Annotated in this window: 31 protein-coding genes; 27 read left to right on the top strand and 4 right to left on the bottom strand. The window is 72.7% G+C overall.

Features of this window, described 5'->3' with window-relative positions:
- Positions 1-255: 255 nt before the first annotated feature.
- Positions 256-999, bottom strand: coding sequence for a histone deacetylase (locus ACFY0X_RS33225; RefSeq protein WP_387760185.1), 744 nt, complete (start codon positions 997-999; stop codon positions 256-258).
- Entirely contained in the window at positions 999-1,757 is a 759-nt protein-coding gene (locus tag ACFY0X_RS33220; RefSeq protein ID WP_387760183.1) for a GntR family transcriptional regulator, read from the bottom strand. Before ACFY0X_RS33220 ends, ACFY0X_RS33225 begins: the two co-directional genes overlap by 1 nt.
- Before the next feature lie 468 nt (positions 1,758-2,225).
- Here ACFY0X_RS33220 and ACFY0X_RS33215 point away from each other — a divergent pair, with 468 nt between their 5' ends.
- The 23 genes from ACFY0X_RS33215 (at position 2,226) to ACFY0X_RS33105 (ending at position 20,685) form a co-directional block, all read left to right on the top strand.
- Positions 2,226-2,963: a hypothetical protein gene (locus ACFY0X_RS33215; protein WP_387760181.1), complete on the top strand. Its 738-nt coding sequence runs from the start codon at positions 2,226-2,228 to the stop codon at positions 2,961-2,963.
- A gap of 122 nt (positions 2,964-3,085) precedes the next feature.
- The gene (locus ACFY0X_RS33210; RefSeq protein WP_387760180.1) at positions 3,086-3,475 is read left to right on the top strand and encodes a hypothetical protein; all 390 of its coding nucleotides are present in this window, start codon (positions 3,086-3,088) and stop codon (positions 3,473-3,475) included.
- On the top strand, positions 3,475-3,669 hold the full coding sequence (locus ACFY0X_RS33205; RefSeq protein WP_387760178.1) for a hypothetical protein: 195 nt from the start codon (positions 3,475-3,477) through the stop codon (positions 3,667-3,669). The genes ACFY0X_RS33210 and ACFY0X_RS33205 overlap by 1 nt, the downstream gene beginning before the upstream one ends.
- Positions 3,670-3,837: 168 nt before the next feature.
- Positions 3,838-4,242 carry a hypothetical protein gene (locus ACFY0X_RS33200; protein WP_387760176.1) on the top strand — a complete coding sequence of 135 codons (405 nt, stop codon included), beginning with the start codon at positions 3,838-3,840 and terminating at the stop codon, positions 4,240-4,242.
- A gap of 5 nt (positions 4,243-4,247) precedes the next feature.
- Positions 4,248-4,436 carry a hypothetical protein gene (locus tag ACFY0X_RS33195; RefSeq protein WP_387760175.1) on the top strand — a complete coding sequence of 63 codons (189 nt, stop codon included), beginning with the start codon at positions 4,248-4,250 and terminating at the stop codon, positions 4,434-4,436.
- 332 nt (positions 4,437-4,768) lie between these two features.
- The gene (locus ACFY0X_RS33190; RefSeq protein ID WP_387760174.1) at positions 4,769-5,260 is read left to right on the top strand and encodes an ATP-binding protein; all 492 of its coding nucleotides are present in this window, start codon (positions 4,769-4,771) and stop codon (positions 5,258-5,260) included.
- Between the two features lie 94 nt (positions 5,261-5,354).
- Entirely contained in the window at positions 5,355-5,792 is a 438-nt protein-coding gene (locus ACFY0X_RS33185; protein ID WP_387760172.1) for a hypothetical protein, read from the top strand.
- Positions 5,793-5,828: 36 nt separating this feature from the next.
- Entirely contained in the window at positions 5,829-6,080 is a 252-nt protein-coding gene (locus tag ACFY0X_RS33180) for a WhiB family transcriptional regulator (RefSeq protein ID WP_355211783.1), read from the top strand.
- Positions 6,081-6,186: 106 nt separating this feature from the next.
- Complete coding sequence (locus ACFY0X_RS33175) at positions 6,187-6,549, top strand: hypothetical protein (protein WP_387760170.1); 363 nt, start codon at positions 6,187-6,189, stop codon at positions 6,547-6,549.
- Positions 6,550-6,690: 141 nt separating this feature from the next.
- Positions 6,691-7,305: a hypothetical protein gene (locus ACFY0X_RS33170; RefSeq protein ID WP_387760168.1), complete on the top strand. Its 615-nt coding sequence runs from the start codon at positions 6,691-6,693 to the stop codon at positions 7,303-7,305.
- On the top strand, positions 7,302-9,002 hold the full coding sequence (locus ACFY0X_RS33165; RefSeq protein ID WP_387760167.1) for a DUF2637 domain-containing protein: 1,701 nt from the start codon (positions 7,302-7,304) through the stop codon (positions 9,000-9,002). Before ACFY0X_RS33170 ends, ACFY0X_RS33165 begins: the two co-directional genes overlap by 4 nt.
- A 122-nt stretch (positions 9,003-9,124) precedes the next feature.
- A complete protein-coding gene (locus ACFY0X_RS33160; protein WP_387760165.1) occupies positions 9,125-9,277 on the top strand; it encodes a hypothetical protein in 153 nt (50 codons plus the stop codon).
- 133 nt (positions 9,278-9,410) lie between these two features.
- Positions 9,411-9,980 carry a hypothetical protein gene (locus ACFY0X_RS33155; RefSeq protein ID WP_387760164.1) on the top strand — a complete coding sequence of 190 codons (570 nt, stop codon included), beginning with the start codon at positions 9,411-9,413 and terminating at the stop codon, positions 9,978-9,980.
- Between the two features lie 148 nt (positions 9,981-10,128).
- Positions 10,129-12,681 (top strand): hypothetical protein, encoded by a 2,553-nt coding sequence (locus ACFY0X_RS33150; RefSeq protein ID WP_387760163.1) that lies wholly within the window; start codon positions 10,129-10,131, stop codon positions 12,679-12,681.
- Positions 12,682-12,684: 3 nt separating this feature from the next.
- On the top strand, positions 12,685-13,080 hold the full coding sequence (locus ACFY0X_RS33145; protein WP_387760161.1) for a hypothetical protein: 396 nt from the start codon (positions 12,685-12,687) through the stop codon (positions 13,078-13,080).
- An 11-nt stretch (positions 13,081-13,091) separates the two neighbouring features.
- On the top strand, positions 13,092-15,374 hold the full coding sequence (locus ACFY0X_RS33140; protein ID WP_387760160.1) for a hypothetical protein: 2,283 nt from the start codon (positions 13,092-13,094) through the stop codon (positions 15,372-15,374).
- 126 nt (positions 15,375-15,500) lie between these two features.
- Positions 15,501-16,076: an ATP-binding protein gene (locus ACFY0X_RS33135; RefSeq protein ID WP_387760158.1), complete on the top strand. Its 576-nt coding sequence runs from the start codon at positions 15,501-15,503 to the stop codon at positions 16,074-16,076.
- A gap of 161 nt (positions 16,077-16,237) precedes the next feature.
- Entirely contained in the window at positions 16,238-17,167 is a 930-nt protein-coding gene (locus ACFY0X_RS33130; protein WP_387760156.1) for a hypothetical protein, read from the top strand.
- Between the two features lie 72 nt (positions 17,168-17,239).
- Positions 17,240-17,938, top strand: coding sequence for a hypothetical protein (locus tag ACFY0X_RS33125; protein ID WP_387760155.1), 699 nt, complete (start codon positions 17,240-17,242; stop codon positions 17,936-17,938).
- A gap of 62 nt (positions 17,939-18,000) precedes the next feature.
- Positions 18,001-19,191, top strand: a complete 1,191-nt coding sequence (gene dnaN, locus ACFY0X_RS33120) for a DNA polymerase III subunit beta (RefSeq protein WP_387760153.1) — start codon at positions 18,001-18,003, stop codon at positions 19,189-19,191.
- An 89-nt stretch (positions 19,192-19,280) separates the two neighbouring features.
- Positions 19,281-20,108 carry a hypothetical protein gene (locus tag ACFY0X_RS33115; protein WP_387760151.1) on the top strand — a complete coding sequence of 276 codons (828 nt, stop codon included), beginning with the start codon at positions 19,281-19,283 and terminating at the stop codon, positions 20,106-20,108.
- Between the two features lie 43 nt (positions 20,109-20,151).
- The gene (locus ACFY0X_RS33110) at positions 20,152-20,391 is read left to right on the top strand and encodes a hypothetical protein (protein ID WP_387760149.1); all 240 of its coding nucleotides are present in this window, start codon (positions 20,152-20,154) and stop codon (positions 20,389-20,391) included.
- A 54-nt stretch (positions 20,392-20,445) separates the two neighbouring features.
- Positions 20,446-20,685, top strand: coding sequence for a hypothetical protein (locus tag ACFY0X_RS33105; protein WP_387760148.1), 240 nt, complete (start codon positions 20,446-20,448; stop codon positions 20,683-20,685).
- Positions 20,686-20,754: 69 nt separating this feature from the next.
- Here ACFY0X_RS33105 and ACFY0X_RS33100 read toward each other — a convergent pair whose 3' ends face one another.
- The gene (locus tag ACFY0X_RS33100) at positions 20,755-21,591 is read right to left on the bottom strand and encodes a hypothetical protein (RefSeq protein WP_387760147.1); all 837 of its coding nucleotides are present in this window, start codon (positions 21,589-21,591) and stop codon (positions 20,755-20,757) included.
- Between the two features lie 125 nt (positions 21,592-21,716).
- Here ACFY0X_RS33100 and ACFY0X_RS33095 point away from each other — a divergent pair, with 125 nt between their 5' ends.
- From ACFY0X_RS33095 to ACFY0X_RS33085, 3 genes are all read left to right on the top strand, one after another.
- The gene (locus ACFY0X_RS33095; protein WP_387760229.1) at positions 21,717-22,151 is read left to right on the top strand and encodes an NUDIX domain-containing protein; all 435 of its coding nucleotides are present in this window, start codon (positions 21,717-21,719) and stop codon (positions 22,149-22,151) included.
- 166 nt (positions 22,152-22,317) lie between these two features.
- Positions 22,318-22,686 (top strand): hypothetical protein, encoded by a 369-nt coding sequence (locus ACFY0X_RS33090; RefSeq protein WP_041822432.1) that lies wholly within the window; start codon positions 22,318-22,320, stop codon positions 22,684-22,686.
- Positions 22,687-22,822: 136 nt separating this feature from the next.
- Positions 22,823-23,320, top strand: coding sequence for a hypothetical protein (locus ACFY0X_RS33085; RefSeq protein WP_387760146.1), 498 nt, complete (start codon positions 22,823-22,825; stop codon positions 23,318-23,320).
- A gap of 195 nt (positions 23,321-23,515) precedes the next feature.
- Here the strand turns inward: ACFY0X_RS33085 and ACFY0X_RS33080 are convergent, their stop codons facing one another.
- Positions 23,516-23,824 carry a hypothetical protein gene (locus tag ACFY0X_RS33080; protein ID WP_387760145.1) on the bottom strand — a complete coding sequence of 103 codons (309 nt, stop codon included), beginning with the start codon at positions 23,822-23,824 and terminating at the stop codon, positions 23,516-23,518.
- Here ACFY0X_RS33080 and ACFY0X_RS33075 point away from each other — a divergent pair.
- On the top strand, positions 23,823-24,953 hold the full coding sequence (locus ACFY0X_RS33075) for a hypothetical protein (protein ID WP_387760143.1): 1,131 nt from the start codon (positions 23,823-23,825) through the stop codon (positions 24,951-24,953). The two genes, ACFY0X_RS33080 and ACFY0X_RS33075, sit on opposite strands and share 2 nt — an antisense overlap.
- Positions 24,954-25,306 lie beyond the last annotated feature (353 nt).

The following is a 25,306-nucleotide window of genomic DNA, read 5'->3' as shown; positions in this document are numbered from 1 at the left end:
CGGGACAACGGGGGCTTGCCTCTCCGCCGTCGCCGTACGGCGGTGCCAGGCGTCGCCAAGCGGCCGGGCGAGGTGACGGGTGTCTCTCGCCGCGGGCGGGGTATGCCTGGTACCGTCGAACCGACAACGGCTTTCTCTTGGGCGCTCACCTGGGTGTCCCTGGTGAGCGCCGGTTATACGAGAAGCGCAGCGGCCCAACTTTGGCGAGTGGGGGCCGCTTCGCTATTTTCTGGTGTGCCGGGGCACCGATCGAGCCTAGCCCCCGATAGGAGTGGCTCTCGCACTGCTCAAGTGCGTGTCTGCCGCCCGGAAGACGTCCAGGATCGACTTCACTGTCCAGTGGCCCGCCGCGCCAGGCCGAGTGGCGAGGTAGTGGGCGGAGCGTTCCAGGGACCAGCCGTGGGCCTCTCTGAGGCCACTGGCGAAGTTCGCCAGATAGCTGCTGGTCGGGGCGTTGAGTTCGGCGGCGTCGAGATGCCAGGGAGCTGTGAACGTGAGCACGGGGACGCCGTCAAGCTCGCCTGCGCACACCAGGGTTTCGTACCTGCCGGGACCGAGCTGGTCGTGGCCGTCGGCGAGTACCGGGGCGAGGTTGAGATTCGTGCCGGGGAGCCGGTGCATCTCCTGCGCGGCGATGTCGGAGAACTGCTGACCGGTGATGAGGTAGGCCCGGGCCGGCATCTCGTCAGGCTGTGTGGGATCGTAGAAACCCATGCCGCCGCCCCACACGGCTGACGTCAGAGCGAAGTAGAGCTGGCCGCGAAGCAGCACGGGGACCTGCTGCTCCGGTAGCCGGCGGTCGCGACACCCCGGGTAGGTTCGAGTGCCGCCAGGCGGACGGCCGCCGCGGATGTAGTAGGACAGACGGTCGGCGTGCATGTTTGACCCGTAGGCCGCGTACCACACCAGATCCGTTGAGGTCGCGTTACCACTCAGAGGCAGCGCTTGGCGGACCTGGGGGGAGGCGGTTCGCTGGTAGACCCCACCGTGGATCGCCATCAGACCTCCATCTCGTATACGAGCAGGTGGCGGTCGCCGGGAGCGATGGTGACCATTACCCGAACCGGCGCCTCGGCCCCGTGCCCAATTCGGACATGCTGGATCACGGGGGTGCCCGCCGGGAGCTGCAGGAGGTCAGTCTCCTCGGGCGTGGGCATTCGGGCGCTGATTTCGTCGCGGACTGCCTCCTGAGGGTGGCCGATGTAGCGAAGAACGCCGCCGGGCACAGATACCTCGCGGTCCTCGTCCAACAGCGTGCCCCGGGCGATTGTGCCGGGGAAAAAGCTGGTCGAGAGCTGGAAGGGCGAGCCATCTACCCAGCGGACACGGGCTCGCTTGACTACCTCGTCGCCGGGCATGATGCGCAGCCACTCCGCGACCTGCTGCGATGCGGGCTCCACTGTCCGGGTGATCGTCTCGCGGGGCTCGCGGCCGGCGTTCTTGATTGCGGTGGCCCAGTCGTCCAGCGCATGGGAATCGCGGCGGTGGCCACGCTCGAACTCACTGAGGTTCCAGGTGATGCGACGAGTGGCTCGCACCCATCGGCGACCGCCTCGCTCGCCGCGGACGAGGCCCTCGGCCTTGAGGAGATCTACCCCGGCGGTGGCCGTTTTGGGGGAGACGTTGAATCGTGCCGCGAGTTCGCGGTTGGGGGGCAGTGCCTGGCCAGGCTCCAGCGCACCGGAGTGGATCTCCTCGCGCAGAGCGTCGGCGATGCCCCGGGCTGTGCCCCGGATCGTCTGATCTGTCGCAGTCATGGGCACACGGTACCTGACGGCTCGCAACTTTGGTACCTAACTCGCCCGACTTGGATGCTTGAGGACCTTTGCTGCGCGTTCCTTTCCCCTTCATCGCATCGACCTTTCACCCTCGGGTCTCCGCCTTTGGCACCATGTCAGAAGACTTGAGTACCAAAGTGCTTGACGGGGAGTCACGGACTGCGTACGGTTCTGAACGTCGCCAAGACTTAGGTACCAAAGTCTGGGTCTTTGGTGGCGCGTTTGCCAGTGCACAGCAGCCCTATCCGCTTCGGCGGGGTCTGAGTCGAGCCCACCCGCTCCTCGGGACCCGCCGCCGCCGGGGCCACACATATCGGGCACCACCCCACAGCGCTGCTGCGCTGTCTGTCCGCCAGGACCGCCGGCCGATCAGGCCCGGACCTGGCGGGCGGAGAGAGCAGCACTCGCTCCCCCGGACTCTCCCCTTCTCCCTGCCAGGAGGCCCCAATGCCCGCTCGCGTTCGTACCAAGCGCCGCAGCTCCCTCCCCGCCATCCGCATCAGCCGGCTGCGCCCCAGCACCTACAACCTCCGCGTCGGCGAGGTCCGCACGATCGTCTGCCCGGACTGCCAGACCTGGCAGCGCATCATGGGCGACACCACCCTGACGATCCGCGACCACCACGCGACCGACCTCGGCGGCGCCGAACTCGCCGCCGGCCAGCAGGACCGCCGCTGCCCCTCCGCCCGCCGGATCGTCCTCGTCGACCTCACCGCCCACGAGATCGCGAAGTGGCAGAAGGCGCAGGACCGCCGGATCAAGCCGGACGCGATGCCGACCGAGACCCGCCGCGCCGCCCGCCAGCACTACAAGCCGCAGGCGCCGGTCGCCCCGGCGGTCCACCAGCTCGACCTGGTCCCGGTCACCGCGGGCAACGCCCGCCGCCGCTACGAGGCGCACCTCCAGGGCTGCGCGGTCTGCACCGGCCTGGGGGCGTACTGCACGGACGGTGCGCTGCTGGCCGCCGACCGTTTCCGGCTGCGGAGCCCGGAGCCCGAGCAGCGTCAGGCCGCCTCCGCGCCGACCGCGGCCGAGCGCGCCGTGCAGTGGAGCGAGGTCCTCACCGCGGTGCAGCACACCGACATGGTGCGGCGCACCGCCGTCCTCGCCGGCTACGCCGAGCCGCGCCACCTGGTCTACGGCGCCCACGCCCCCACGGAGACGCTGCACCCCGCCGCTGCCTAACCCGACATCGGCACGAACCGCCACGGCCGCCGCCCACCCCGACCTGACGGGGTGGGCGGCGGCCGTGGCTGCTCGTACGGCCATCACCCGCCCCGGGGACACCCGCCCACAAGGAGAACGCGATGCCCAACGCCCCCGCCGCCACGCTGCTCGCCGAGGCCTACACCTGGTACTCGACCGGCCTGCGCGACCTCGTGCTGGAGCTGCTGGACGAGGCCGGGCTGGACACCGCCAGCGACACCATCGACGACCTGTGCGGCGACCTGTGGCTGCACGCCGCCGAGCTCGCGGCCTCCGCCGGACTCTCCTACACCGGGCTTCTCGACGCCCTGGACGCCCACGCCACCACCCTGGTGACCGGCCTCCGGCACCGGGAGCCGGTCACCGCCGCGGGCCGCCTCGACACCGCCGAACTCGCCGTCACCGCCGCCGACCGGGCCGGCCACCAGCCGCTCCCCCGCCCCCACCGGCACGCCGCCGAGTACACCTACCCGCGGCGCGCGGCGGCCTGATGCGCATCCACCTGGTCGCCTACCTCGCCCGTACCCGTGACGGCGCGGAGCACGGCGTGGCCCGCGTCCCGTCCGAGCGGTGCCGGCCGTCGTGGCACGAGTGCGCGGCCGTCGTCCCCGGATACCTCATCGGGCAGTACCTCGGCGCCGCTCCCGAGCCGGACGAGACCCGGCCTGCGCGCCGATCCGCCTGAACCACTCGCCGCACGAACCGTCACGGCGTTGCCCACCCCGCTGGTCGGCGTGGGCAACGCCGCGGTTGCTCGTGCAGCCGCCAGAACAGCAAGAGGCCCCGGGGGCGCACCCCCGGGGCCCGGACCGGTCGCACCACCCACCCCGCTCAGGACGAGAGGACAACGACCGTGAACACCATCATGCACGACGACGAGGACACCACCCTCGACCTCTACCACCGCTACTCCGCCCGCCTCCTCGCCGCCGCGACCGAGCGCCTCGCCGCCATCGGCCCCGACGCCACCGGCCTGGACGAAGACGTCGCCCAGGACGTGTGGGCCGCCGTCGCCGCCGGCCACTACCCGACCGGCCACTACGGCCTGGACGGCCTCCTTGTCCTCCTCGACCGCGCCGTCCGCCGGGTCCGCGCCGTCAACGCCCGCGAGTGGCCGTCCGGCCTCCCCCAGGCCCGCCCACGCACCACCACGTCGACCGACGTTATCGAGGCCCTGGCCGACCGCCTTACCGCCACCCCCATCCCGCTTCGGCGACGGCACCCGGCCCCCGCCCACGTCCTGCCCCTGGCCGGGTGACCGCGATGACCGACGCCGAGCGCATCGCCGAACTCCAGCGCCAGATCCAAGCCGAGCAGGCCCGAGCGAAGGCGCACCACGCCGCGGATCGGCAGTTCGCTGAACAGAAGCTCGCCGACCAGCTGAGCCAGGAGCAGGGAGGCGCGCAGACCGTCCCCAACTCCACCGACGCCCCGGCCCCCAGGGCCCTCTGACCGGTGTTGCCTGTCCTGCGACGCTGCCCGTCGCCTCCGCCCCGGCCCCGGTGCGGAGACGGCGGGGGGACGGCAGGAGCCGCTCCACCAACAGCGACGGCCCCGGGAAGGCGATCCCGGGGCCGTCATCGTCGCGCCTAGCAGAGAGGCAACGACTGTGCTGCACACCATGATTGCACGCCCCGAGCTGAACCTGGCCCCCGGGGACAGCGACCCGGACATGGACGAGGCCCTGCGCCGCGTCCGGGGCGGGGGCCGATGATGACCATCCGCAGCTTCGCCGGCGGGACGCCCGTAGCCAAGCCCGGCAAGCCGAAGGACGGGAAGCAGCGGTGAGCACCCGCACCGTCTTCGGCACCGCGCCCGGCCTCACCACCCACGACCCGGCCCTGCCCCCGCCCCGGCCCGGCCTGTTCCTGCGCCAGCGCCCCGGCGGGATCACCGCCCACCTGACGGCCGACCAGGACACCGTGCACACCGTACGGTCCCTGGCCCTGACCGTCCTGGTCGCCCACGGCGTCGACCTGGAGACCGCCGAGTCCGCGCAGCTGGTCCTGTCCGAGCTGATCGGCAACGCGGTGCGGGCCTGCGGCGAGCACGTCCCGCTGGTCGTGGAGGTCCACCGCGCCGACCACGACGCGGTCGTCACCGTCCATGACCCGCTCGCCGACGTCGGCCCGCGCCGCACCGGCACCGCACCGGACAGCGACGAGGCGGAGACCGGCCGCGGCCTGGTCCTCCTCGACGTCCTCGCCCCCGGCTGGACCGTCCGCCCGTCCGCGATCGGCAAGCGCATCCGCTGCCGCATCCCGGCCGCCGGCTGACGAACCGCCCCGCTCCCCCGCGCCGCTGCGCCCCGGACCAAGGTCCGCAGGGCGCAGCGGCGCTCCGCGAACTTTCCCGGCCGGAGGCCAACTCATGAAGCACCGCGCCCGTACCTCCCCCGCCCGCCGCGCCTACTACGAGGCCGCCAGCTACCGGCGGTGGGTCGCCCGACAGATCGGCCCGCGCGCCGTCGGCGGCTTCTACCGCAGCGTCTACTCCGACACCGTCTACGAGGTCCTGGCGATCGACCCGGGCCCGCGCAAGGACTGGCCGACCTGGCGGATCACGGTCCGCACGCTCGGCGAGAGCAGCAGCCGCTGGCACTGCACCGCCTGGGACGAGCGCGACCAGGTCGTCGCCGAGCCCGGCGAGCAGGCCCTGCGGTTCTGGGCCGAGCACACCCTCGCGCAGCCGGCCGTCGGCGGCGCGCTCCTCGAGCAGCGCCACGTCCTGGACGAGGCCGCCCACCCCGGCACGGTCGCCGCGCTCCACGAGCTCGCCCGCACCGCCCGGTTCCCCCAGAACGCCTGAGCACACCGACCGCACAGAAGAAGAGGAGAGACCGTCATGGACTGGCGCCACCGCGCGGTGTGCCGCGAAGAGGACCCGGAGCTGTTCTTCCCGATCGGCAACACCGGCCCGGCCCTGCTGCAGATCGAGGAGGCCAAGGCCGTGTGCCGCCGCTGCCCGGTCATGGAGCAGTGCCTGACCTGGGCCCTGACGACCGGCGAGGACGCCGGCGTCTGGGGCGGCATGTCGGAGGACGAGCGCCGCGCGATGAAGCGCCGCGCCGCCCGCAACCGCGCCCGCACCGCCTGACCGCCCGCAGCGGTTGCTGCCGTTCGCTCCCGCCCCGGACCGCCGGTGGCGGGGGCGTTCGACGGTGCCCGACGCACCGCCCACCCGTCCCACCGAGGAGCAGCAGATGGCCCACACCCCGCCGCCGTACATCGACCTGCACCCGCTGATGACCCTGGAGAACCCGCTGCCGCCCGGCAACGAGGACCTGGCCACGCGGATCACCGTCCAGCTCGCGCAGGCCCGGCTGGCCGCCAACGCGTTCACCACCGCCGACTACACCGACGACGCCCTCACCCGCGACGAGCTGTGGTCCCGCTACACCGCCATGCGCGGCGAGGCGTGCGCCCTGGCCGCGCTGCTCAATGAGGCGCTCCTGCTCATCCCCTACGGACAGGTGCCCGGCGTGTGGTGCGTGAGCACCGCCGCCGTCGTCGAGTACCTCACCGTCCCGCGCTACCCGGTCGTCCAGCGGGAGCTGCGCTTCTGACCGCGTCGGTTGGTTGTCGTTCGCCGCCGCGCTCGTCCCGGACCACCGGGGCCGGGCGCGGCGACGTTCGTCGGTGCCCGACGCACCTTCACCCATTCGCTCTTCCAGAACACGCCCACCACCCGGCCGAGGAGATCCTCCGTGCTGACCATCACCACCACCCGCAACCTCGACGCGCTGCGCCAGCGCGCCGCCCAGGCCGAGACCGCCCTCACCGACACCAACCGCCGCCTCGAGACCCTCCTGGAGCAGCCGCACCGGACCTGCCAGGAGCCGCCGGCCACCCGCACCGACCTGGCGGCCGCGCGGGACGGGCTGGCGGCCGCGCTGCAGCTCGCCGACGAGGCGATGGCCCGCGAGGCCCGGACCAAGCGCGTGTGCGACCTCATGGTGAAGGACGCGAGCTCGCAGCTCGCCGCCCGCGACCGCACCATCGCCGAGCTGCGCGCCGAGTTGGAGCAGGCCCGCACCGGTCAGCCGGTCGAGCCGGAGCTGCCGGATCACACGGTGCTGCGGTTCCGCACCCGGGCGGGCGGCCTGGCCGTGGTGATCGGCAAGCCCGGCACCGGCTACACCAACGCCGAGTACTCCTGGCGCTGCCTGGCCTGCGGCGACGGCAACAGCTGCGACTACGACGACCACCTGGTCGACCGCATGCGCCGCATGGCCAACAAGCACGCCGGCGAGTGCTGGGCCGTCCCGGCGACCACCGACGGCACCACGAAGAAGAAGAAGAAGAAGGAGGAGAGCAGGTGACGGACAGCGTGTACGTGGCCGACGAGCAGCCGGACGCACCGGCGCCGGCGGAGCAGCGGATCGTGCTGGCGCGGTGGGAGAAGGCGCTGGCGGGCGTCGGGGCGGCGCTGGCGGTCGGGGTGTCGACGATCGGCTTGGTCGCCTCCTACAAGGCGGTGGAGGCCAAGGCCGCGCTGCCGGTCAAGGACGGCGGCTGGGGCTGGGACGAGCCGTGGATGCTGCCGATCGCGGTGGACCTGGCGATCCTGGCGTTCAGCATCGTCAACCTGCTGCTGATCCGCTGGGAGCGGGAGGCGGCCTGGGTGAAGTGGGTGCCGAGGGCGCTCACCGGGCTGACGATCTGGCTGAACTGGCAGGCCGGCGCTTCCGGCACCGCGGCCGCCGGGCACGCCGGCCTCGCCGCCCTGTGGGTGGTGTTCTCGGAGATCGCCGCGCACCTGTACGCCGGTCACATCGGCCGCCTGCGCGGCCGCAAGCGCATGGAGGGCGTCCGCCCGTCCCGGTGGCTGCTCTCTCCGATCGCCACCGCCCGGATCGCCCGGCAGATGAAGCTGTGGGAGATCACGAGCTACACCGAGGCGCTGGAGCTCGCCAGGTCGCGCGAGGTCTACCGGGAGCTGCTCACCCAGCGTCACGGAAAGCGGTGGCGGCGGAAGGCCTCACGGCAGGACCTGCTGCCCGTTACGCTCGCCAAGTTCGGCCTCACGGTCGAGGAGGCCCTCGGCCAGCCGGCGAAGCGGGCCGAAGCGGACGCCGTACGGCTCCACGAGGCCGAGGTACGGAACCGGGCGCTGGCCCTACGGATGGCCGAGGAGGAGGCTACGGAAGCCCTTGCCGCGGTCGAGCGGCAGGCCGCGATCGACGCCGCCAAGGCGCGGGCCGAGGCCGAGCGCCTGCTCGCCGAGGCCGAGCGCACCCGCGCCGAGCAGGAGGCCCGTACGGCCGCCGACGCGGTGGTACGACAGCACGAACTGGCCCTACGGGTACAGAAGGCGAAGGCGGACGCGGAGGCCGAGCGGCTGCGCGCCGAGGCCGAGGCGGAGGCCGCGCGGGCCACCGCGCAGGCGCAGGCGGAGGCGGCCGAGATCCGCGCCCGCGCCGAGGAAGTGCAGCTCAAGGCGCAGATCGAGCGGGATCGGTTGGAGCGGCAGGCGGCCGAGGAGGCCCGCCTGGCCGAGCTGGAGGCAGGCCGCCGACAGTCCGAAGCCGAGGCCGAGCAGGCCCGCCTCGCGCAGGCCAAGGCGGAGGCCGAGCAGGCCGCCGCCGAGGCCGCCCGTCAGAAGGCGGAGGCGGAACGGCAAGCGGCCGTAGCCCTGGAGGCCGCATCCGTAACCCGGGCGAGGGCGGCCGTGACCGAGGCCGAGGCGCAGCGCCGCGCGGCCGAGGAGAAGCGGCTCGCCGCCGAGGCCGATGCGGCTGCCGCGCGGCTCGAGCAGGAGATGGCCGTAGCCCTGGAGAAGGCGGCCGTAGCCCACGAGAACGCGACCCGTAGCCCGGCCGAGCGCCAGGCCCTCATCGTCGCGGACCTCATCGAGCAGTTCGGCGAGAAGGTCGTGACGCTCAGCTACATCGAGCGGGCGCTGGGGGTCACCGGCGGCACCCGGCAGGACCGCCGTGACCGCGCCCGGGAGATCGTCGCCGAGCGCCGCGCGCAGCGCGCCGCCCAGGACGGCCACGACGAGGCGCTCGCCGCCTGACCCAGCCTCAACACCAGAGGAGCACGGCCTCTCCGGTGGTCACCAGGGCACAGCAACCGCCCTGGTGACCGCCGAAGGCGCCGAAGCGCCGAGCACCACCGTACCGAGCTCAAGGAGCCCTGATGCATCCCATCGCCTACCTGGCCGGCGTCGTGTTGGCCGCCCTGGTCGTCGTCGCGACCGTGGCCACCCCCCTGTTCCTTGCCCACGCCCGCGAGCGCGACCACGGTCCCGCCTGCTGGTGGTGCCACCCCGGGCTGCGCCGCCGTCGCTGACCGGCTGTCCACCTAACCGAGATCCGGGCCTCTCGGCCGGCCCCCGGCACGCCCCTGACCAGGGGTGTTCCGGTGGCGGGCGAAGGCGTCCGGCCCCGGCGCCGAGCACCGAACAAGTGAAGGAGAACGCACCATGACCGGCCGTGATTCGGTCTACAACGACCCCGCCTACGACATCAGCAGCATCCCGTCCTGGAAGCAGACGCCGCCGCTGCACGGCGCCTACGCCCCGAACGCCCGCCTGTCCCCGCGCGCGAAGGCGGGCGTGGCGTGCGGGGCGGTCGTCCTGGTCGCGACCGGGATGTTCGCCTGGTCGCAGTACGCCTCGGCCTCCGCCGAGGCCGAGGTGAAGAAGGCGCAGATCGCCCTGGACCAGTCCAGGATCGACCTGGAGCGGCAGAAGCAGGACGCCGAGCTGGCCGCCGTGACGGCCAAGACCACCGGGGTGGAGAGCGACGCGCAGCGGGCCCGCCGTGAGGCGGTCCAGGCGTGCGTCGCCAAGGCCGGCAACACGTTCAACGCGGTCTCCGACTGCGGCAAGGCGTTCCCGGTGGAGGCCGCGCCGGGCATGGTCAACACCGCCTCCACCGCCTCCGCCGAGGGCGAGCAGGACGGCCCCGTGCCGATGGCCGGCCTGGTCGTCCTGGGCGCCGTCGTGACCGTCACCGGCTACGGCTGGGCGAAGAAGCGCCTCTTCCGGTAGTGACAATCCGTGATCTCCCTCCCCCCTCCCTCCCGCCTGGAGAAGGCGCTCCCGAACCTCCCCCTGGCCGATCAGAGGCCAGGAAGAGGCCTCTCTGGGGCCGGGAGGGAGGGGGGAGGGAGGTCACCTACAGTGAGGAATCTTGGTGATGGCGACGCCTCCCGCACCGCCCGCTCCGACCACACCACCGACCGTCCACCTCCCCTCCCAGCCCCCCGAGCAGCCCTCCGCCGAGGCCCCGCAGACCGGCCCCGGACCGGCCCCCGCGGCCCCGGCCGGCCCCGGACCGGACCCGGCCGCGCCCGGCTCCCTCGCCCAGATGCTCACCCCGATCGCCCCGGCCCGCCCGGTCCCGATCGGCTCCACCGCGACCCTCGGGCACGCCTCCCAGGCCGGCCCCGAGGGCGCGGCGGCGGGCGGCGACGCCAAGGGCAAGGGCGGCAAGGACGACACCACCACCGGGGAGGGCCCGCTGTCCGCGCTGGTGCGGGCGCTCGCCGCCCGGTGGGGCCGCACCGGCACCGCCACCACGATCAAACGCGGCCACGAGGTCAAGGAGACCCGGGTCTCCGGCACCTCCACCAACACCACCAACAGCAACAAGTCCGACCGCACCGCCAAGAGCGAGAACACCTCGCAGCGCCGCTCCAACCAGGACGCCAAGAGCAGCCGGGACGCCAAGGTCGCCGACCTGAACAACAAGACGTCCGCGCAGCACGGCAAGACCAGCAGCGAATCGAAGAAGGCCGACAACCGGGACGCGAAGACGTCGTCGGACGCCAAGCGCGCCGACACCCGCGACGCCAAGACGTCGGCCGCCAAGGACGCCAAGACCTCCGACACCACGTCCGACACCAAGGCGGCCAAGGCGGACACCTCGTCCAAGACGGCCAAGGACGACCGCACCAGCGCGGACACCAAGACCGCCAAGAGCTCCGACTCCAAGGCGTCAAAGGCCTCCGGCGGTTCGGCCGGCTCCGGGAGGGCGGGGGACTCGGGCTCCGGCTCGGGCGGCTCCAAGAGCGGAAAGGGGCTGGGCCGGGAGGGAAAGGACGAGGCGAAGTCCAGCTCGGGCTCCCCGAAGACCAGCGTTACGGAGGGGCCGGGAGCCAAGCGCACCAAGGGCCCGAAGCCGGACGGCACGGACGGGTCGGCCGGTGCCGGCGTGCCCGTCGTCAAGCCGGACGGGCCCGGTCAGGCCGGGGCCCAGGCCGGGAAGCAAAGCAAGAAGGAGGACAAGCAGGGCAAGGCCGACCTGGTGAAGAAGGAACAGGCCGGGCCCGGCGCGAATATCACCGCCGCCAAGGCGGTGGGTGAGCAGGAGCGCGCCGAGCGCCCGCGTACGCAATCCGCCAGGGAGGCCGGCTACCGCGACGGGCGGCGTGTGGCTGGTGCGGTCGGCCAGGCCCAGGCCTACCGGGACGGCGTGAAGGACGGCTGGTCCGACCAGCAGGCCGCCGACGAGGCCGAGCGCAAGAAGATGGACGAGGCCAAGGTCCGTAACGCCCAGCGGCCCAAGGAGCCTCCGAAGCCGGAGATGGCCCCCACCGCGGGGTCGACCACCGATCTGGCGGAGAAGGACCAGGCAGCCAAGGTGTCGGCGGCGCCGGAGCAGGGGGGCAAGGCAGCTCCGGTGGTACCGCCCAAGCCCCCCGCCCCGCCCACCGTCCCGGCCCAGTCCAAGGCCGAGGCGACGCTGAAGCCCGGCGACAGGCCGGGCATCGACCTGACCAAGAAGGCGAAGCCGGGCGAGGAGGGCAAGGCGGCACCGGTGGTACCGCCCAAGCCCACCACCCCACCCATCGTCCCGGCCCAGTCCAAGGCCGAGGCGCCGAAGGCCGGCGACAGGCCTGGCGTCGACCTGACCAAGCCGGCGAAGCCGGGTGAGAAGGCCAAGACCGCGCCGTCCACGCCCACCACGCCGGCCCCGCCCGAGACCGACCCGGCGCAGCAGCCGAACAGCGACGACGACCCGGACACCGGGGCGGCGAAGAGGCCCACGGGCCCGCAGCGTCCGCCCGGCCGACCCGACGGCAAGACCGTCGACCACGGGCCGTTCAAGCTCGGCCCGGTGGCCAGCACCACCGCCCTGGCCCAGACCGCACCGCCGCCGGACCAGGCCGCAGCCCACGCCCTGACCGACGCCGTCCGGCCCGCACCGAACACCCCGCCGGACGGTCCGGCCACCCCGAGGAGGTCGCACGAGACGATGCCCGCCACCAGCACGACGAACGGGGCCACGCCCGCGAGCAAGATCAAGGTGACTCCGAGCACGGTCCGCTTCACCGCCGACGGCGAGGAGCGCGAGCTGGGCCGCACCGAGATCCGCACCCTCAAGGGGTTCGAGAACACATTGCGGAAGCGGGGAGCCGACCTGGCCAAGATCGCCGAGGAGAGCAAGTCGGCGGTGACCGTGGCCACCCAGCACGCCCTCGCCGCGCAGAGGCTCCACGAGCGGGCCAAGGCCGTCAAGGGCGGTGAAAGCCTGATCTGGCAGCTGGAGGCCCTGGCCGACCACTGCCGGGAGCTGTGCAAGGCGGCCGAGCAGACCGAGCGTCACGCGACCAACGGCGCCGAGGCCGCCGCCGCGCTGGTCGTCAACGCCGACACCCGGCACGGAGCCATCTACCAGGCGGTCGTCGACAGCAAGCTCACCATTCCCGCCGAGAAGGAGTTCTACAAGGACCAGCAGGGAGGCTGACCGATGGCATCGAACAAGAACAGCAAGGCGGTGAACCTCGCCTACCGCGAGCTGAAGCGGGAGGTCGCCAAGCTCGCCAAGGACGTCATCCGCGGCGCCGAGCACCACAAGCTGCTCGCCTCGCGTCTGGCCGAGGGAGCCAAGAACGTCGGCCGCACCGCGGACAACATCGCGTCGCTGAACGTCGACGCCGCGACCGTCGCGGAGACCCGCGAACTCGCCAAGACCATGCAGGGCTTGAGCCAGAGCGCGACCGGCTACGCCAACCGCGCCGACACCGCCTCCCAGAGCGCCCACGCCGCCGAGGACGAAGCGATCTTGTCCCACGAAGGCATCCAGCAGGCCGTCGACAACACCCCGGTCCCCATGGCCGACCGCACCTGGTACACCCAGGAGTAAGGAGCACACCGATGAGCACCGACACCACCCCCGCCGACCAGGCGGTGCGCAGCCCGACGGTCGAGCGGGCGGTGGCCGTCGTGGAGACGGCCGCCCCGGCACTGACCGCCGCGATCCTCCCGTTCCTTCAGAGCCAGGCCGCCAGCACCGTCTCGTGCCTGCTGGCGGCCCCGGCCGCGATCGCGGGCGCGAACTTCGCCGGCCTCATCTCCGAGCGGACCCTGGCGGCAGTGCCGGGCGGGGACATCCTGGCCGCGCACCGTCGGCCGATGTTCGTCTCGGCGGTGGCCACCGCCACCGCCGCGGCGACCGTCACCCTCCAGGGCCTGCCCGGCGCGGACGCCCTGCTCGCCGGGTGGATGACCCTGCCCTCGCTCCCCGGCCTGATCTCCCTCGCCTGGTGGGGCGCATCCGGCTACACCGCGTTCGTGCTGCGCAAGGTGCTCGGCAACCACCGCCGGCGCCGCGCCGCCACCCAGGCCCCGGCCCCGCAGCCGGGAGTGCAGGACTCGCTCACCCCGGCGCAGCGCCAGGTGCTGGAGCGCTGGTACGCGCACATCTCCAGCGAGCGGGGCACCCACCCGGGCCAGGAGCTTCACCTGACCGCGCACGGCCCCGAGGCGTGGGAGGGCGTGATCGAGGCCGCGCCCGGCCGACCGGTCACCGTCACCGCGGAGACCGTCTCCGGGGTGTACCGGCTGCCCCCGGCGTGGATCCGCATCACGCAGGGCCCCCACGAGTCCGCCCGCCACGTCCTGGTCCACACCGCCCAGCCGGTCACCGAGCAGGCGCAGTACGGGCCGCTGGAGACGCTGTGGCTCCAGCGCGTCGGCAACAGGTCCGGATGCATGCCCGGCACCCACCTCGAAGGCCCGGTGCAGGACCCGGCCACCGGCGGGGTGGCGGCGTGGATCGTCGCGGACGAGGACACCGACGCGATCACCATGCCGGACATGGTCCGCATCGCCGGGGCCCTGCGCCGCACCACCCTGCTGGTGTCCGTGGAGGCGACCCAGGACCCTCGCCGGGCGATCCTGCGGCTGATGGACCAGTCCCCGCTGGAGACCGGCCAGCCGCTGCCCGACCCGGAGGCGCTGCTCTCGAACCCGAACGGGTTCGTGCAGCTCGGCCTCGGCATCAGCGGCCGCCCGGCCCGGCTGCAGCTGTTCGACCCCAAGGGCGGCGCCCGCCACGCCCTGGTCGCCGGCGTCACCGGCTCCGGCAAGGGCGGCGTCCTGCAGCTGCTGTGCCTGAGCTACCACGTCAACGGGATCGCGATCATCTACGCCGACCCCAAGGGCAGCAGCAACCCCGACGTCGAGGACATGGCCGCGTTCGCCGGCACCGGCAAGGACGGCGCGATGGGCGCCCTGCGCCTGGCGTACGCGATCCTGCTGCACCGCGTCCGGCAGTCGCAGCAGCTGCGGATGAAGAACTTCACCGCGACCGACGAGATGCCGTACATCGCGGTGGTCCTGGACGAGTTCGCCCAGCTCCTCGGCGAGAAGTCCGAGTACATGAAGGAGGCGGCGTTCATCGTCTCCGCCCTCGCCGCGCAGGGCCGCTCCCTCGGCATGGCGATGGTGCTGTGCGGCCAGATCCTCAACCTCGACCAGATGGGCTCCGACACCTCGATCCGGGACAACATCTTCTACGGCGGCGCCCTGGTCCTGCTGCGCTCCGACGGGGCGCAGAAGCACCGCGTCGACCTGCCGGACAGCTTCGACGGCATCGACCCGTCCCGGATTCCCGCCTACTGGCGCACCGGCACCGACAGCCTCATCTACGACCCGACCGTCCCCGAGGACGACCCGTCGCGCACGTTCGGTGTCGGGTACGTCGTCGGCCCGGACGAGCGGGCGGAGATGATGCGGGCCTGGATCCTGGAGTCCGCCGCCGGCCTCTGGGACGAGGACGCCGTCGCCTACCCGGCGGACTTTCCACGCTGGGACGACCGCGACCAGATCGCCGCCACCCCGGTGGGCCCCGACGCCGAAGACGGCACCGGCGGCGGTATGCCCTGGACGCCCGGCCCCGCGCCCGTCCTCGTCAAGGAGCCGACCGCGAAGGAGAAGATCCTCGCCGTCCTGGAGGACTTCCGCGACCCGGCCGGCCTGGACATCGGCTACCTGCACATCGACCAGATCACGGCGATGACCGAGGTCGCCGGCAAGACGGTCGCCAACAAGCTGACCGAGCTCACCAAGAGCGGCGAGGTCGTCCGCAACCCGCAGGCGTCCGGCGAGTACGGCCTGCCCCTGACCGTCGGCGACACCGAGACCGCCGGGGCGTAGCCCGGGCACCCGTTCTCCGCCCGCCCGGCCACCACGGCCGGGCAGGCGGTCGCGCCCGCACACCACACAGGCCCTGGCCGCCCGGCCGAGGGCCACTCACCCATGCCCCCAAGGAGGCACCCCGCCATGGCACACACCCACCTGCTCGTCGGCACCACCGGCTCCGGCAAGACCCACACCCTCCAGCAGCTCGCCGCTCGGGCCGCCGCCGACCCCACCGCGACCACCTGGGTCATCGAGCCCGCCCACCACGCCAGCCTGACCACCATCGCCGACCGGTACGCCGACTTCGACGGCGCCGAGCAGATGCTCGACCAGCTCCTCGACCTCGCCCACCAGCGCGCCACCGCCTGCCAGCAGCAGGACCGGGCCGCCCACACCCCGAGCGAGGACCAGCCGCGCGTCCTTCTCCTCATCGACGAGGCGGACCACCTCCTGCGCCAGCCCCAGGTGGGCGAGCAGCTCCAGGAACTGGTCGTCACCGGCCGCGCCCTCGCCATCGAGACCGCCGTCGCCGCCAACCACCTGCGCCTGGACGTGTGGCCGCTCGGCCTGCGGGACCAGCTCCTCTCCGGCGACATCACCGTCCACGGCACCCCCGACCGGCACAGCGCCGACCTGCTGCGCGAGCGCATCGCCGACGGCATCGCCACCGTCCTGCCCCACGCCGTCCGCTCCCGCCTCGCCGATTTCAGCGATTGACCGCTCCCGGCCCCTCCGAGGGCCGGCGGACCCCACCCCGCCCCGGCCACCTACGGCCGAGGGCCGGGGCGCGGCCCGCCGGCCCCAGAAGGCGCCGCGGCGCCCGAACCGCACCTGCAGACCTGCCGACCCCGCCGCCGACCCGATCGGAGACCCGCCCCGTGCTCGCCACCCGCGTCACCGACGCTGCCCTGCGTCTGCTCGACACCACCACCAGCGCCTGGGAAGCCACCGCGCCCCTGCGCGAGCGGGCCGCCACCACCTGGCGCACCCGCACCAGCCCCGCCCAACGCGCCGGACAGATCACCGCTACCACCCTGACCGCCGTGCTGGTGGCGTCGCTGGCTATCACCCTGCTCGTCGCCGTCGTCCGCCTGGCCGCCGCCGCGATCGCCAGCCTGGTCCGCGGCTGCCTGCACGCCGCCGCCTACCTGTGGCACAGCAACGCCGCCGACGGCATCCGCGACGTCCTCCAGGTCCCGCTCGGCGGCGTCGCCACCTGGCTGCGCCACCACGCCGACGGCCTCCCGGCCACCCCCGGCCAGCTCGGCGCCGCCGCCCTCCTTCTCGCTGTGGTGCTGTTCGTCGCGGCCCGGCGCGGCTCCACCGCCGCCCGCACCGGCTGGGCCCTGCTCGGCGCGGCCGCCTGCGCCGCCGCCTGGCAGGCCGCCCCCGACAACCAACGCACCGCGGCCGCCGCCGTCACCGCCAGCACCTGGCTGTTCCTCGCCCCGTCTGCGTACGCGGCCCGCTGGTGGAAGACCGAGCGCCGCACCCGCATGCTCCTGAGCCCCGCCGTCGAGGAGGCCCTCATTCAGCTCGCCGCCGCCCACCCCCGGCCGGACACCACCCCAACCGAGAGTCCAGTTCGCCTGCCGGCGCCGCCGCTGCCGCGGCTGAGCCCCCTGAAGAACCTGGCCGCCATCAAGGTGCCCGGCCCGACCGCTGGCGGCTTCCGCTGCCGCCACTGCGACCAGCCCCTCGCCTGGGCCGCCACCGAGGACGACCCCGAGCGGACCTGGCGCACCCCGGACGGCACCACCACCTGCCCCGCCGCCCCCATGACCCCCGCCCTGCACCACGCCCTCTGACCGTCCGGGCCCCCGGCCTCGCCCCCGGCCCGCGTACCGCCCGCCCCGCCACCTCGGCCGGGCGGGCGCTGCGTGTCCGGGGACGGGGCCGGCCGCCCGGCCGACACCGCGATCCGCCTGGAGGACGTCGTGCACACCACCGTCACCGTCACCGCCGACCCGGCCAGCCCTGAGGAGATCGGCGCCGCCGAGGTCACCGCTATCACCGAGGCCATCAAGGCCGCCGCTGCGAAACGCCCCCCGGTCGACCGCCAGGCGCCCTGGCGGATCACCGGCACCCCCTACAGCGCGGCCCGTCTGACCGTCGGCGACCTCGCCACCCGCCTCACCGACATGCCCGAGCACCTGCTGGTCGTCTCCGGCGTCCCGCAGTGGAACCGCCGAGCCGCCTGGCTCGTGCGCTCCACCACCTGGGACGGCGCCCTGGTCCTGCACACCACCGCGCCCGACCCCGACCCGAACGCCCTGGCCCTCGACCTCCACCTGCCCGCTCCCGCCAACGCGAACGGCACCGGTGAAGCGCCGGGCCCGCAGCGCTCCGGCCCCCGCCGCACGGCCCTGGCCGGAGCGCTGACGGTCGGCGACCTCGCCGCCGTCCTGGCCGACCTGCCCGACCACGCCCCCGTGATGGCCGTCGTCGACGGCTGGGCCGGCACCGCCGAGCTCGTCCTGGACCGCGCCGCCGACTACGGCGACTGCCTCCTGCTGGACACCGGCTACTCCAACTGCGAGGCCTCCGGCCCCGCCGACGAGGACGACGACGAGGACTGACCGGCCCCGCCCCCACCAACCGATCCGACACCAGACCAGCCCGCTCGAAAGGCACCCGAACCGTGAAGCTGCGCCTGCCCGTCCCCGCCCTCGCCGACGCCGTCTCCTACACCGCCAAGGCGCTCCCGTCCCGCGCGCCGGTCCCGGTCATGCTCGGCATGCTCCTGGCCACCGGCGACGGAGGCCTTCGCCTGTCGGCCGCTGACGGCGAGGTCTACACGTCCGCCACCGTCTCCGCCGAGATCGCCGACGACGGCACCGCGCTGGTCCCCGGCCGGCTCCTGAACGACATCTGCTCCCGCCTCCCGAAGTCGGCCGACGTGGACCTGGAGCTCGTCGACGGCGGCGCCCGCCTGGTCGTCGGCTGCGGCGCGGCCCGCTTCACCCTCCCGGTGCTCCCCGTCGAGGAGTACCCGGCCACCGTCGCCCTGCCGGATCCGGTCGCCACCGTGCAGGCCGACGTCCTCGCCGAGGCCGTCGCCCAGGTCGCCGTCGCCGCTTCCACCGACACCGCCCTGCCCGCGCTGACCGGCATCAAGGTGCGCCTGGACGGCGAGCTGCTCCACCTGGACGCCACCGACCGCTACCGCATGGCCCACAAGGAGCTGACGGTTCGCCCGACCGGCACCGTTCCCGCCCCGGCCAAGCGCGGCAAGAAGAAGGACAGCGACGACCAGGCCGCGGCGCTGGTACCCGCCAAGAGCCTCGCCGAAGCCGCGAAGGCGCTGGAGGGCGAGCACACCCTCACGCTGCACTGGTCGGAGGGCCTGCTGGGCCTGTCCATCCCGGGCGGGCGGACCTACATGACCCGCCTGCTCGACGGCTACGAGTTCCCGAAGATGGGCGGCTTCTTCGAAGGCGACTGGCCGATCACGCTGCGCTTGCCGGTCTCCGAGGCCGTCGCCGCCCTCCAGCGCGTCGCTCTCGTCGCCACCCGCAACACCCCCGTGCGCCTGATCGTCGAGCCCGGCGGCGAGCAGCTGCGCGTCGAGGCCGGCTCCGGCGACGACGCCCAGGCCAGCGACCGCATCCCCGCCCACACCACCGGCACCGACACCGACGGCGCCGCCGACGGCCTGGTCCTCGCCTTCAACCCGCAGTTCCTCACCGACGCCCTCAAGGCGCTCGGAACGAGCGAGGCCGACCTCCACGTGCGCCACCCGCACAAGCCCGCGTACCTGGCCGGCCGCCTCGGCGACGGCACCGACGCCACCTACCAGCACCTCGTCATGCCGGTCCGCCTCTCCGGCTGACCCACCGCCCTCCCCCGCCCCAGCCGGTCCGGCCGTACCCCCCGCGGCCGGACCGGCTGGGGCCGCACCCACCACGAAAGGCACCCGCCGTGCACCACCCCTGGCCCGCCGAACGGCCCGTCAACGCGAGGTGGCTGGACCTCGCCGACCGCGGCCTCCTCGGCTACGACCACGACCGCTACCGCATCCACGGCGTCCCCAACAACGTCGTCGCACTCATCTGGGGCGGGCTGATCGCCGACCACCCCGACGGCCCCCGCCTCACCGACGCCGGCCGCACCCGCCTCGCCCTCGAACGCACCCGCGACGACCACGACACCGGCGCCCGCGAACCCGACGCCATGCCCCCGCAGGCCGCCGCCTGGGTAAGGGAGAACGTCTGGCCGCCGATCTGGCTGCGCGCCCACCAGCACATCCCCGGCACCACCCACGACTGCGCCTGCCACCGGCCGCCGTCCGTCGAGTGCCAGGCCGGCCGCCACAGCAAGTGCCGCCACGACGGCCGACCGATCCACGAGACCGTCATCCAGACCGCCGCCCTGCGCCCGGCCCGCCACCCCGAACCCCACACCCACCCCAGCCAGGAGCACTCCGGCATCAACGACCTCGCATGGGTGTGGCTCGCCGGACCGCCCTGCCGCCAGCTCTGCCGCTGCGCCTGCCACCACGCCAAGCCGCTGATCCAACAGGCCCGAGGCGAGACCCGTCCCGGCTGGTGGTGGGTGAACTGCTGCGGCCGGATCATCACCCGCCGGGAGCTGAGCGACGACGCGTGGTGCCGCACCGCAGCCGACGCCCAGTCCCTCGCCGACTGGCACATCGCCGGCGAGAAAGACCCCGCGCCCGCCGACTCCCCCGGCCTGCCCGACCTCCCGTCCGTCCCTGCCGGGACCCGCCAGCAGCTCGCCTTCTTCTGAACCAGGCCCACTCCAACCCACTTCGCCGAGGAGCCAGCACACCGTGACCCACCCCGGCCCCTACCCGGCACCCGCCGACCCGCTGGCCGCCGTCATCACCCAGCGCATCGCCGCCCTGGCCGCCGACCTGCTCCAGCTGCGCGCGGACGCCGACCGGCTCGCCGCCGACCTCGCCCGCCGCTGGTCCACCGAGGACACCGCCCGCCTGACCGTCCTCGCCCAGCGCATCCACGCCCAAGCGTCCCGGATCGAGGGCCTGGCCGACGCCCGCACCCTCACCTGACCCGCACAGCCCCGCACCGCCGCCCGTACTCACCGACCGGAAGGACCCCGCCCGATGCCCTGGGCCGTATCCCGTGACGAGCGCCTCGCCAAGCTCCGCCAGAGCCTGGCCGAGAAGGGAGCCGTCCAGAACACCCTCATGCCCGGCACCCCCGCCCACACCGGCCTGCAGCAGGAGATCGACGCGATCTGGGCCGCGATCAAGCTCCTCGAGGACTCCTGGAGCCTCAACCCGAAGGCCGTCCTCATCGGCCTGTTGGTCATCATCGTGATCGTGTGGCGCCTGGCCACCTGATCACCCGGAAACGCACAACAGCGGGGCCCGCCACGATCGTGGCAGGCCCCGCTGCGAAGGAGGCTCGCGTCAGGAGAAGTCGATCGGCGGCAGGTCAGCCGGAACGTCCGGCCCGAAGTCCCGCCGCATCGCCAACCGCTCTGCTTCGATCTGCGCGGCCATCGCGTCGTTCTCCTCCCGTAGCACCTGCGCGTACACCACCCCCGCGGCCGGCTCCAGCGACAAGCCGTCCGCGACGCGGGCCTGGATGTCCCGGGCGAGATGCCCGGCCAGGCGTCCCATCGGATACAGGTACTGGCCGGTCAGGTCGTGCAGTTCCAGCAACTCCACCACCGCCCGCAGCTCACCAGAGCGCAGCGGAAGCATCACCACCTCGTCGGTGTCGTCCCGCAGATACTCCAGCACCCGCGCGTGAAGAACCCCCTGCTGCCGATTGGCGAACCGCTGCTGCCACGGCTCGCTGACGGTGTGGGAGACATAGGGGGCGAGACGGTCGGCCAGGCCGGGCCCGCCGCCGGGGACGGCGTAGTAGGGGCGCTCGGCGCTGCCGGCACTCGACGGGTCCAGCAGCACGGCCGACAGGAACGACCTCAGCCTGGCCGGGGGCGGCACCTGGCCGTCGCTCAGCCACCGGACCCCGGCCGTCAACGCCTCGCGCGGCCGCGACGGGTCACCGGTGAAGAAGAACCAGCCGGACACACAGTCCCACCCCAGCCCGCACAGGCCGTCCGGCACCACCCGCCGACCGACCGTGAGGTTCACCAACACGACGGCGGAGGGCCCCTGATCCCCGGAGCCGTGGACGGCATGCACCGCCGCCGGGACGCCGTCCTCGGCCAGCGCCAGCGCCACCTCGACGGCGTAGTGGCCCACACCGTGCCGAATCCGTTCCGACTCCTCGCTCACAACCACTCCCACCGCGTTGACCGGCTCTGCCGCACCAAGCGCTCCACAGTGACACACCCCACCCGCCACCCACCACGCCCCGACCTGCCGACCACCCACCTGACCAGGAGACCGAGATGACCACGATGACCGAGACCTTCGAATCCATCCGCTACACCGCCGACATCGTCGCCATGACGCCCGACGGCCGCGTTCTGCTGATCGAGCGGGACTGGCCGCCCTTCGAGGGCGCCTGGGCACTGCCCGGCGGCCACGTCGACCCCGGCGAGACCAGCCGCCAGGCAGCCGCCCGCGAACTGGAGGAGGAGACCGGCGTGCGCGTGGACGCCGCCGCCCTGGTCCAGCTCGGCGCCTGGGACGAGCCGGACCGGGACCCGCGCGGCCGGTACATCACCGTCGCCTACCTCGCCGTCGTCCCCGCCGACACCCCGATCACCGCCGGAGACGACGCCCGCACCGCCCGCTGGTGGCAGCACGACGAGCTGCCGCCGCTGGCGTTCGACCACGGGGCCATCCTCACTGCCGCCCTCCGAGGTGAGGCTGCCGGCACCGCGGTCTGACCAGGCATTGACGCTGCCCACCACCGCGCCCTGCCCCCGGTGCCAGCCAGGCCCGGCGGCCAGGCAAGCGGGCGATGCGTCGCAGGCGGATCGCGAGTTGCCGGGAGGGATGACCGGGGGGAACGTGAACGGAGGGGGCGGCGTCGAGCGGAACGTGGAGCGCGTGATGACGAAGATCAAGTTCGAGAGCGTGTTCGCGCCAGCCATGGAGGGCCACGGTCAGCGATCGATCATCCTCCGTGTGGATGGGGAGGAGGTCTGGGAAGGGCACATCGGCCAGGGAGAAATCGTCAACATCAACGTGACGTTGCCGATCCAGACGCTGTCGGTCGAGTTGGGGACCAGGAGATTCGACGAACACGGAAATCCCGACGGCTTCCTCAACTACAAGCACCTCGTCGAGATTCCGCACCCCTCGGAGGAGGACGTCTGGAAGGTCACGCTCTTCGACGACAACATGACCCGGGCCCTCTTCCGGAGCCGTATCGACGGCCTCGGAGGAAAATTCGAACTCGAAGTCTCCTTCCATGGCTGACCGAGACGACGGCCTTGGTATCAGCCGAACCGTGGTTGGCGCTGAGATTGATCACGGTGAGGTGATCGATAGCTGTTCGGCGGCCGTGATCCGGGTGGCGTAGACCCGCCGGGCTCTGCGCGAGACGGGGCTGGCGGTGTCGGTGGGCGCGGGCGGCAACCTGTACGTCAACGGTCGCCCGCTGACCGGCCAGTGGGCCGGGCAGCTGCGCGAGCCGGTGCCGGAACTGGCCTCGGACATCGACCGGCTGCAGGCGATGCGCGCGAAGTGGCTGGACTCCCAGGCCGAGGACCGTACGCCCGCCTTGGCCGGGGCCTGCACCGACCCGAACTGCCACACTCGCACTGACCGCCGCCGGCGGAACAGACTCCTGCGGCCCTTGTCGTGTCCGCATTCGACCACAGCGAAACAGGCCGGCCGCGGCAGCCGCCGGAGCGGTCGCGGGGAAGATGCGGTCCTGGTTGAGGAGCAGTTGGTACAAATCTTCGACAGCGCGGATCCTGCGGAGGCGGTCGCCGTCGAGGAGCCCGAGGAGGATGTCGGGGGTGTCGGGCAGGTTGTGCTGGCCGGTGCGGAAATGAGGCAACCCTGCCCAGGCGGTAGCGGTGATCTCGGCAACCGCGATGGCTGGTAGGACAACTGCGGTGCGGGGGCGGTCAGGGCTTGTCACGTCGGTCACGGCCGCAGTGTTCCAGCGTGCTCTGACATCTGCGGCACGCCTGTGTGGCGTCGATGGGAGGGTTAATCCATAACCCGGTTATAGGCGTGAAAGTTGTTACAGGGACGCCCTTCCGGAGGGCTCGTCATAACCCGGTTATGGACGCATGGGCTACAGGAACGCGGCAAGGACCTCTCCTCCCCGCTGTTGATGTCCTCTGACAAGCGATCTTGACCGATGACGGGTGAGCTTGACCGCCAGGCCGTCAGCGGCAGGTCCAATAGCTGTCGCCCTCTGGTACATGTGGCGCTCACCGGTCGAGCGGGTCACCACGACGGCGCCGCCCTCGTACGAAACGCGATCGCCCGCCGCGACGAACACCGGCCTCTCCATCTCGACATGGAAGTCGGAGTGGAGCTGGAACTCACTGAGGCTCAGCATCCGCGACACCGGAGCGACGCCGTCGAAGTCGATACGCATGGATCGAGCATCATGGGACCGACGCCCTGGGAGACGGCCGCTGCGCGCGGAACTGCTGAACTGGCTGGCCACGTTCGCCGACGTCGCCCGCCGACCTGCTGAAGAAGGCGTCGGCGCAGCGCAAGACCTCGCCGCGGCCCGAGCGGTACGTCCCGCGCTCCACACCCGCGTCGCCGGGTTCTGCCAGGGCGATGATCCGCAGGTCAAGGAGGCGGCTGTCGCGGCGGTCGCCTTGCTGCTGGCAGACCCGGCCCTCGCCCCGTCCGTCGCCCACCACGTTCCCGCCGTGCGCAGCGTCCTGGCCGAGAGCGCGAACTCGTACTACCGCTGGATCGCCAGAGACCGGTTGAGGGCCTGGGGCCAAGACGTGGCGGTTCTCCTCACTGCGGAGGAAGACGGCCGGGTAGCCAGGAGCGAGGCTTCCGCCCTGGCAGCGAACCCGTTCGACGAAGGCCGGATAGAGGCGATTCAGTGGTTGGCCGCCCAGGCGGAGGACACCGCCGCGGCGGAGCCGCTGAGCCGCTGGCACCAGGACTGGACAGCACCCGTCACCGCGAGCCCGGACGAGCCAGGACACGAGCAGCCGACTACCGCGCAGGGACATTGGCCCGGCTACCGAGGCCCATGGCGAATCGCCCGAGACGAAGAACGCGCCGAGTGGACGTTCACGCCGTACATCGGAGTCGGCCCGCTGCACTTCGGGATGACTCTCGTCGAGATCGCCACCGCCCTCGACGAGACACCGGCCAGCTCGTCCTGGTACTCCCAGGACGACGGGACCGAGAAGATCAACTTCGCCGACTTCACCACAACCGGCGTCCGAGCCCTCTTCGAGAACGGCCTCCTCGCATGCCTGGCCGTGAACGCACTCACCGGTCCCCAAGTCAGGCTGGACGGTGCTCCGCTCACCGGTTGCGCTCCGTCGCGGGTGGAGGACTGGCTCGTCCATCGCACGGCGTATGGCCGTCTGAGGTACAGCCCAGCAGGTGATCCGGTCTTCCTCGACCTCGGTGTGGCGATCCGGTCCCAGCGGGCCGGAGACGTCAATCTCACCCGCCCGCTCTTCCTGCTCCACGGCTGGCTGGACCTCTGGGATTCGCTGCCGCGCGAGGAGTGGGACTACCGGTAGTCCGTCACCACGTGTCAGAGGCCGCCCGCGCGCACCGCAGTCATCCACTCCTCAGAAGGCGGTGACTTGTGACCTGTCACGTAGACCGGCCTGACGAGGTGTAGCTGGGCGTGGCGGTTGCGTCGACGCCACCCTGGCGCGGGTCAGCCTGCATGATCCGTTTGGGCTCATCCGCCAGATCAAGGCTCGGTACCTGTGGATCGGCAGGGGAGGACGTACCTTCCCTGATGATCGATCGGTAGGTCATCAAGCAAGGTCGAGCAATAGTCAAGAGTTGTGGGTGAGACCCTCCGACTCGACGGTGGTGATCTCGGCTGCTGCGAGCCGGGCCTCCTTGCGCACCTCTGGGTCTG

The organism is Kitasatospora sp. NPDC001547 (assembly GCF_042894165.1).
GTDB lineage: Bacteria > Actinomycetota > Actinomycetes > Streptomycetales > Streptomycetaceae > Kitasatospora.
Note: the sequence above shows the minus strand (reverse complement) of the source record. Positions and strands in the feature narration are given on the sequence as shown.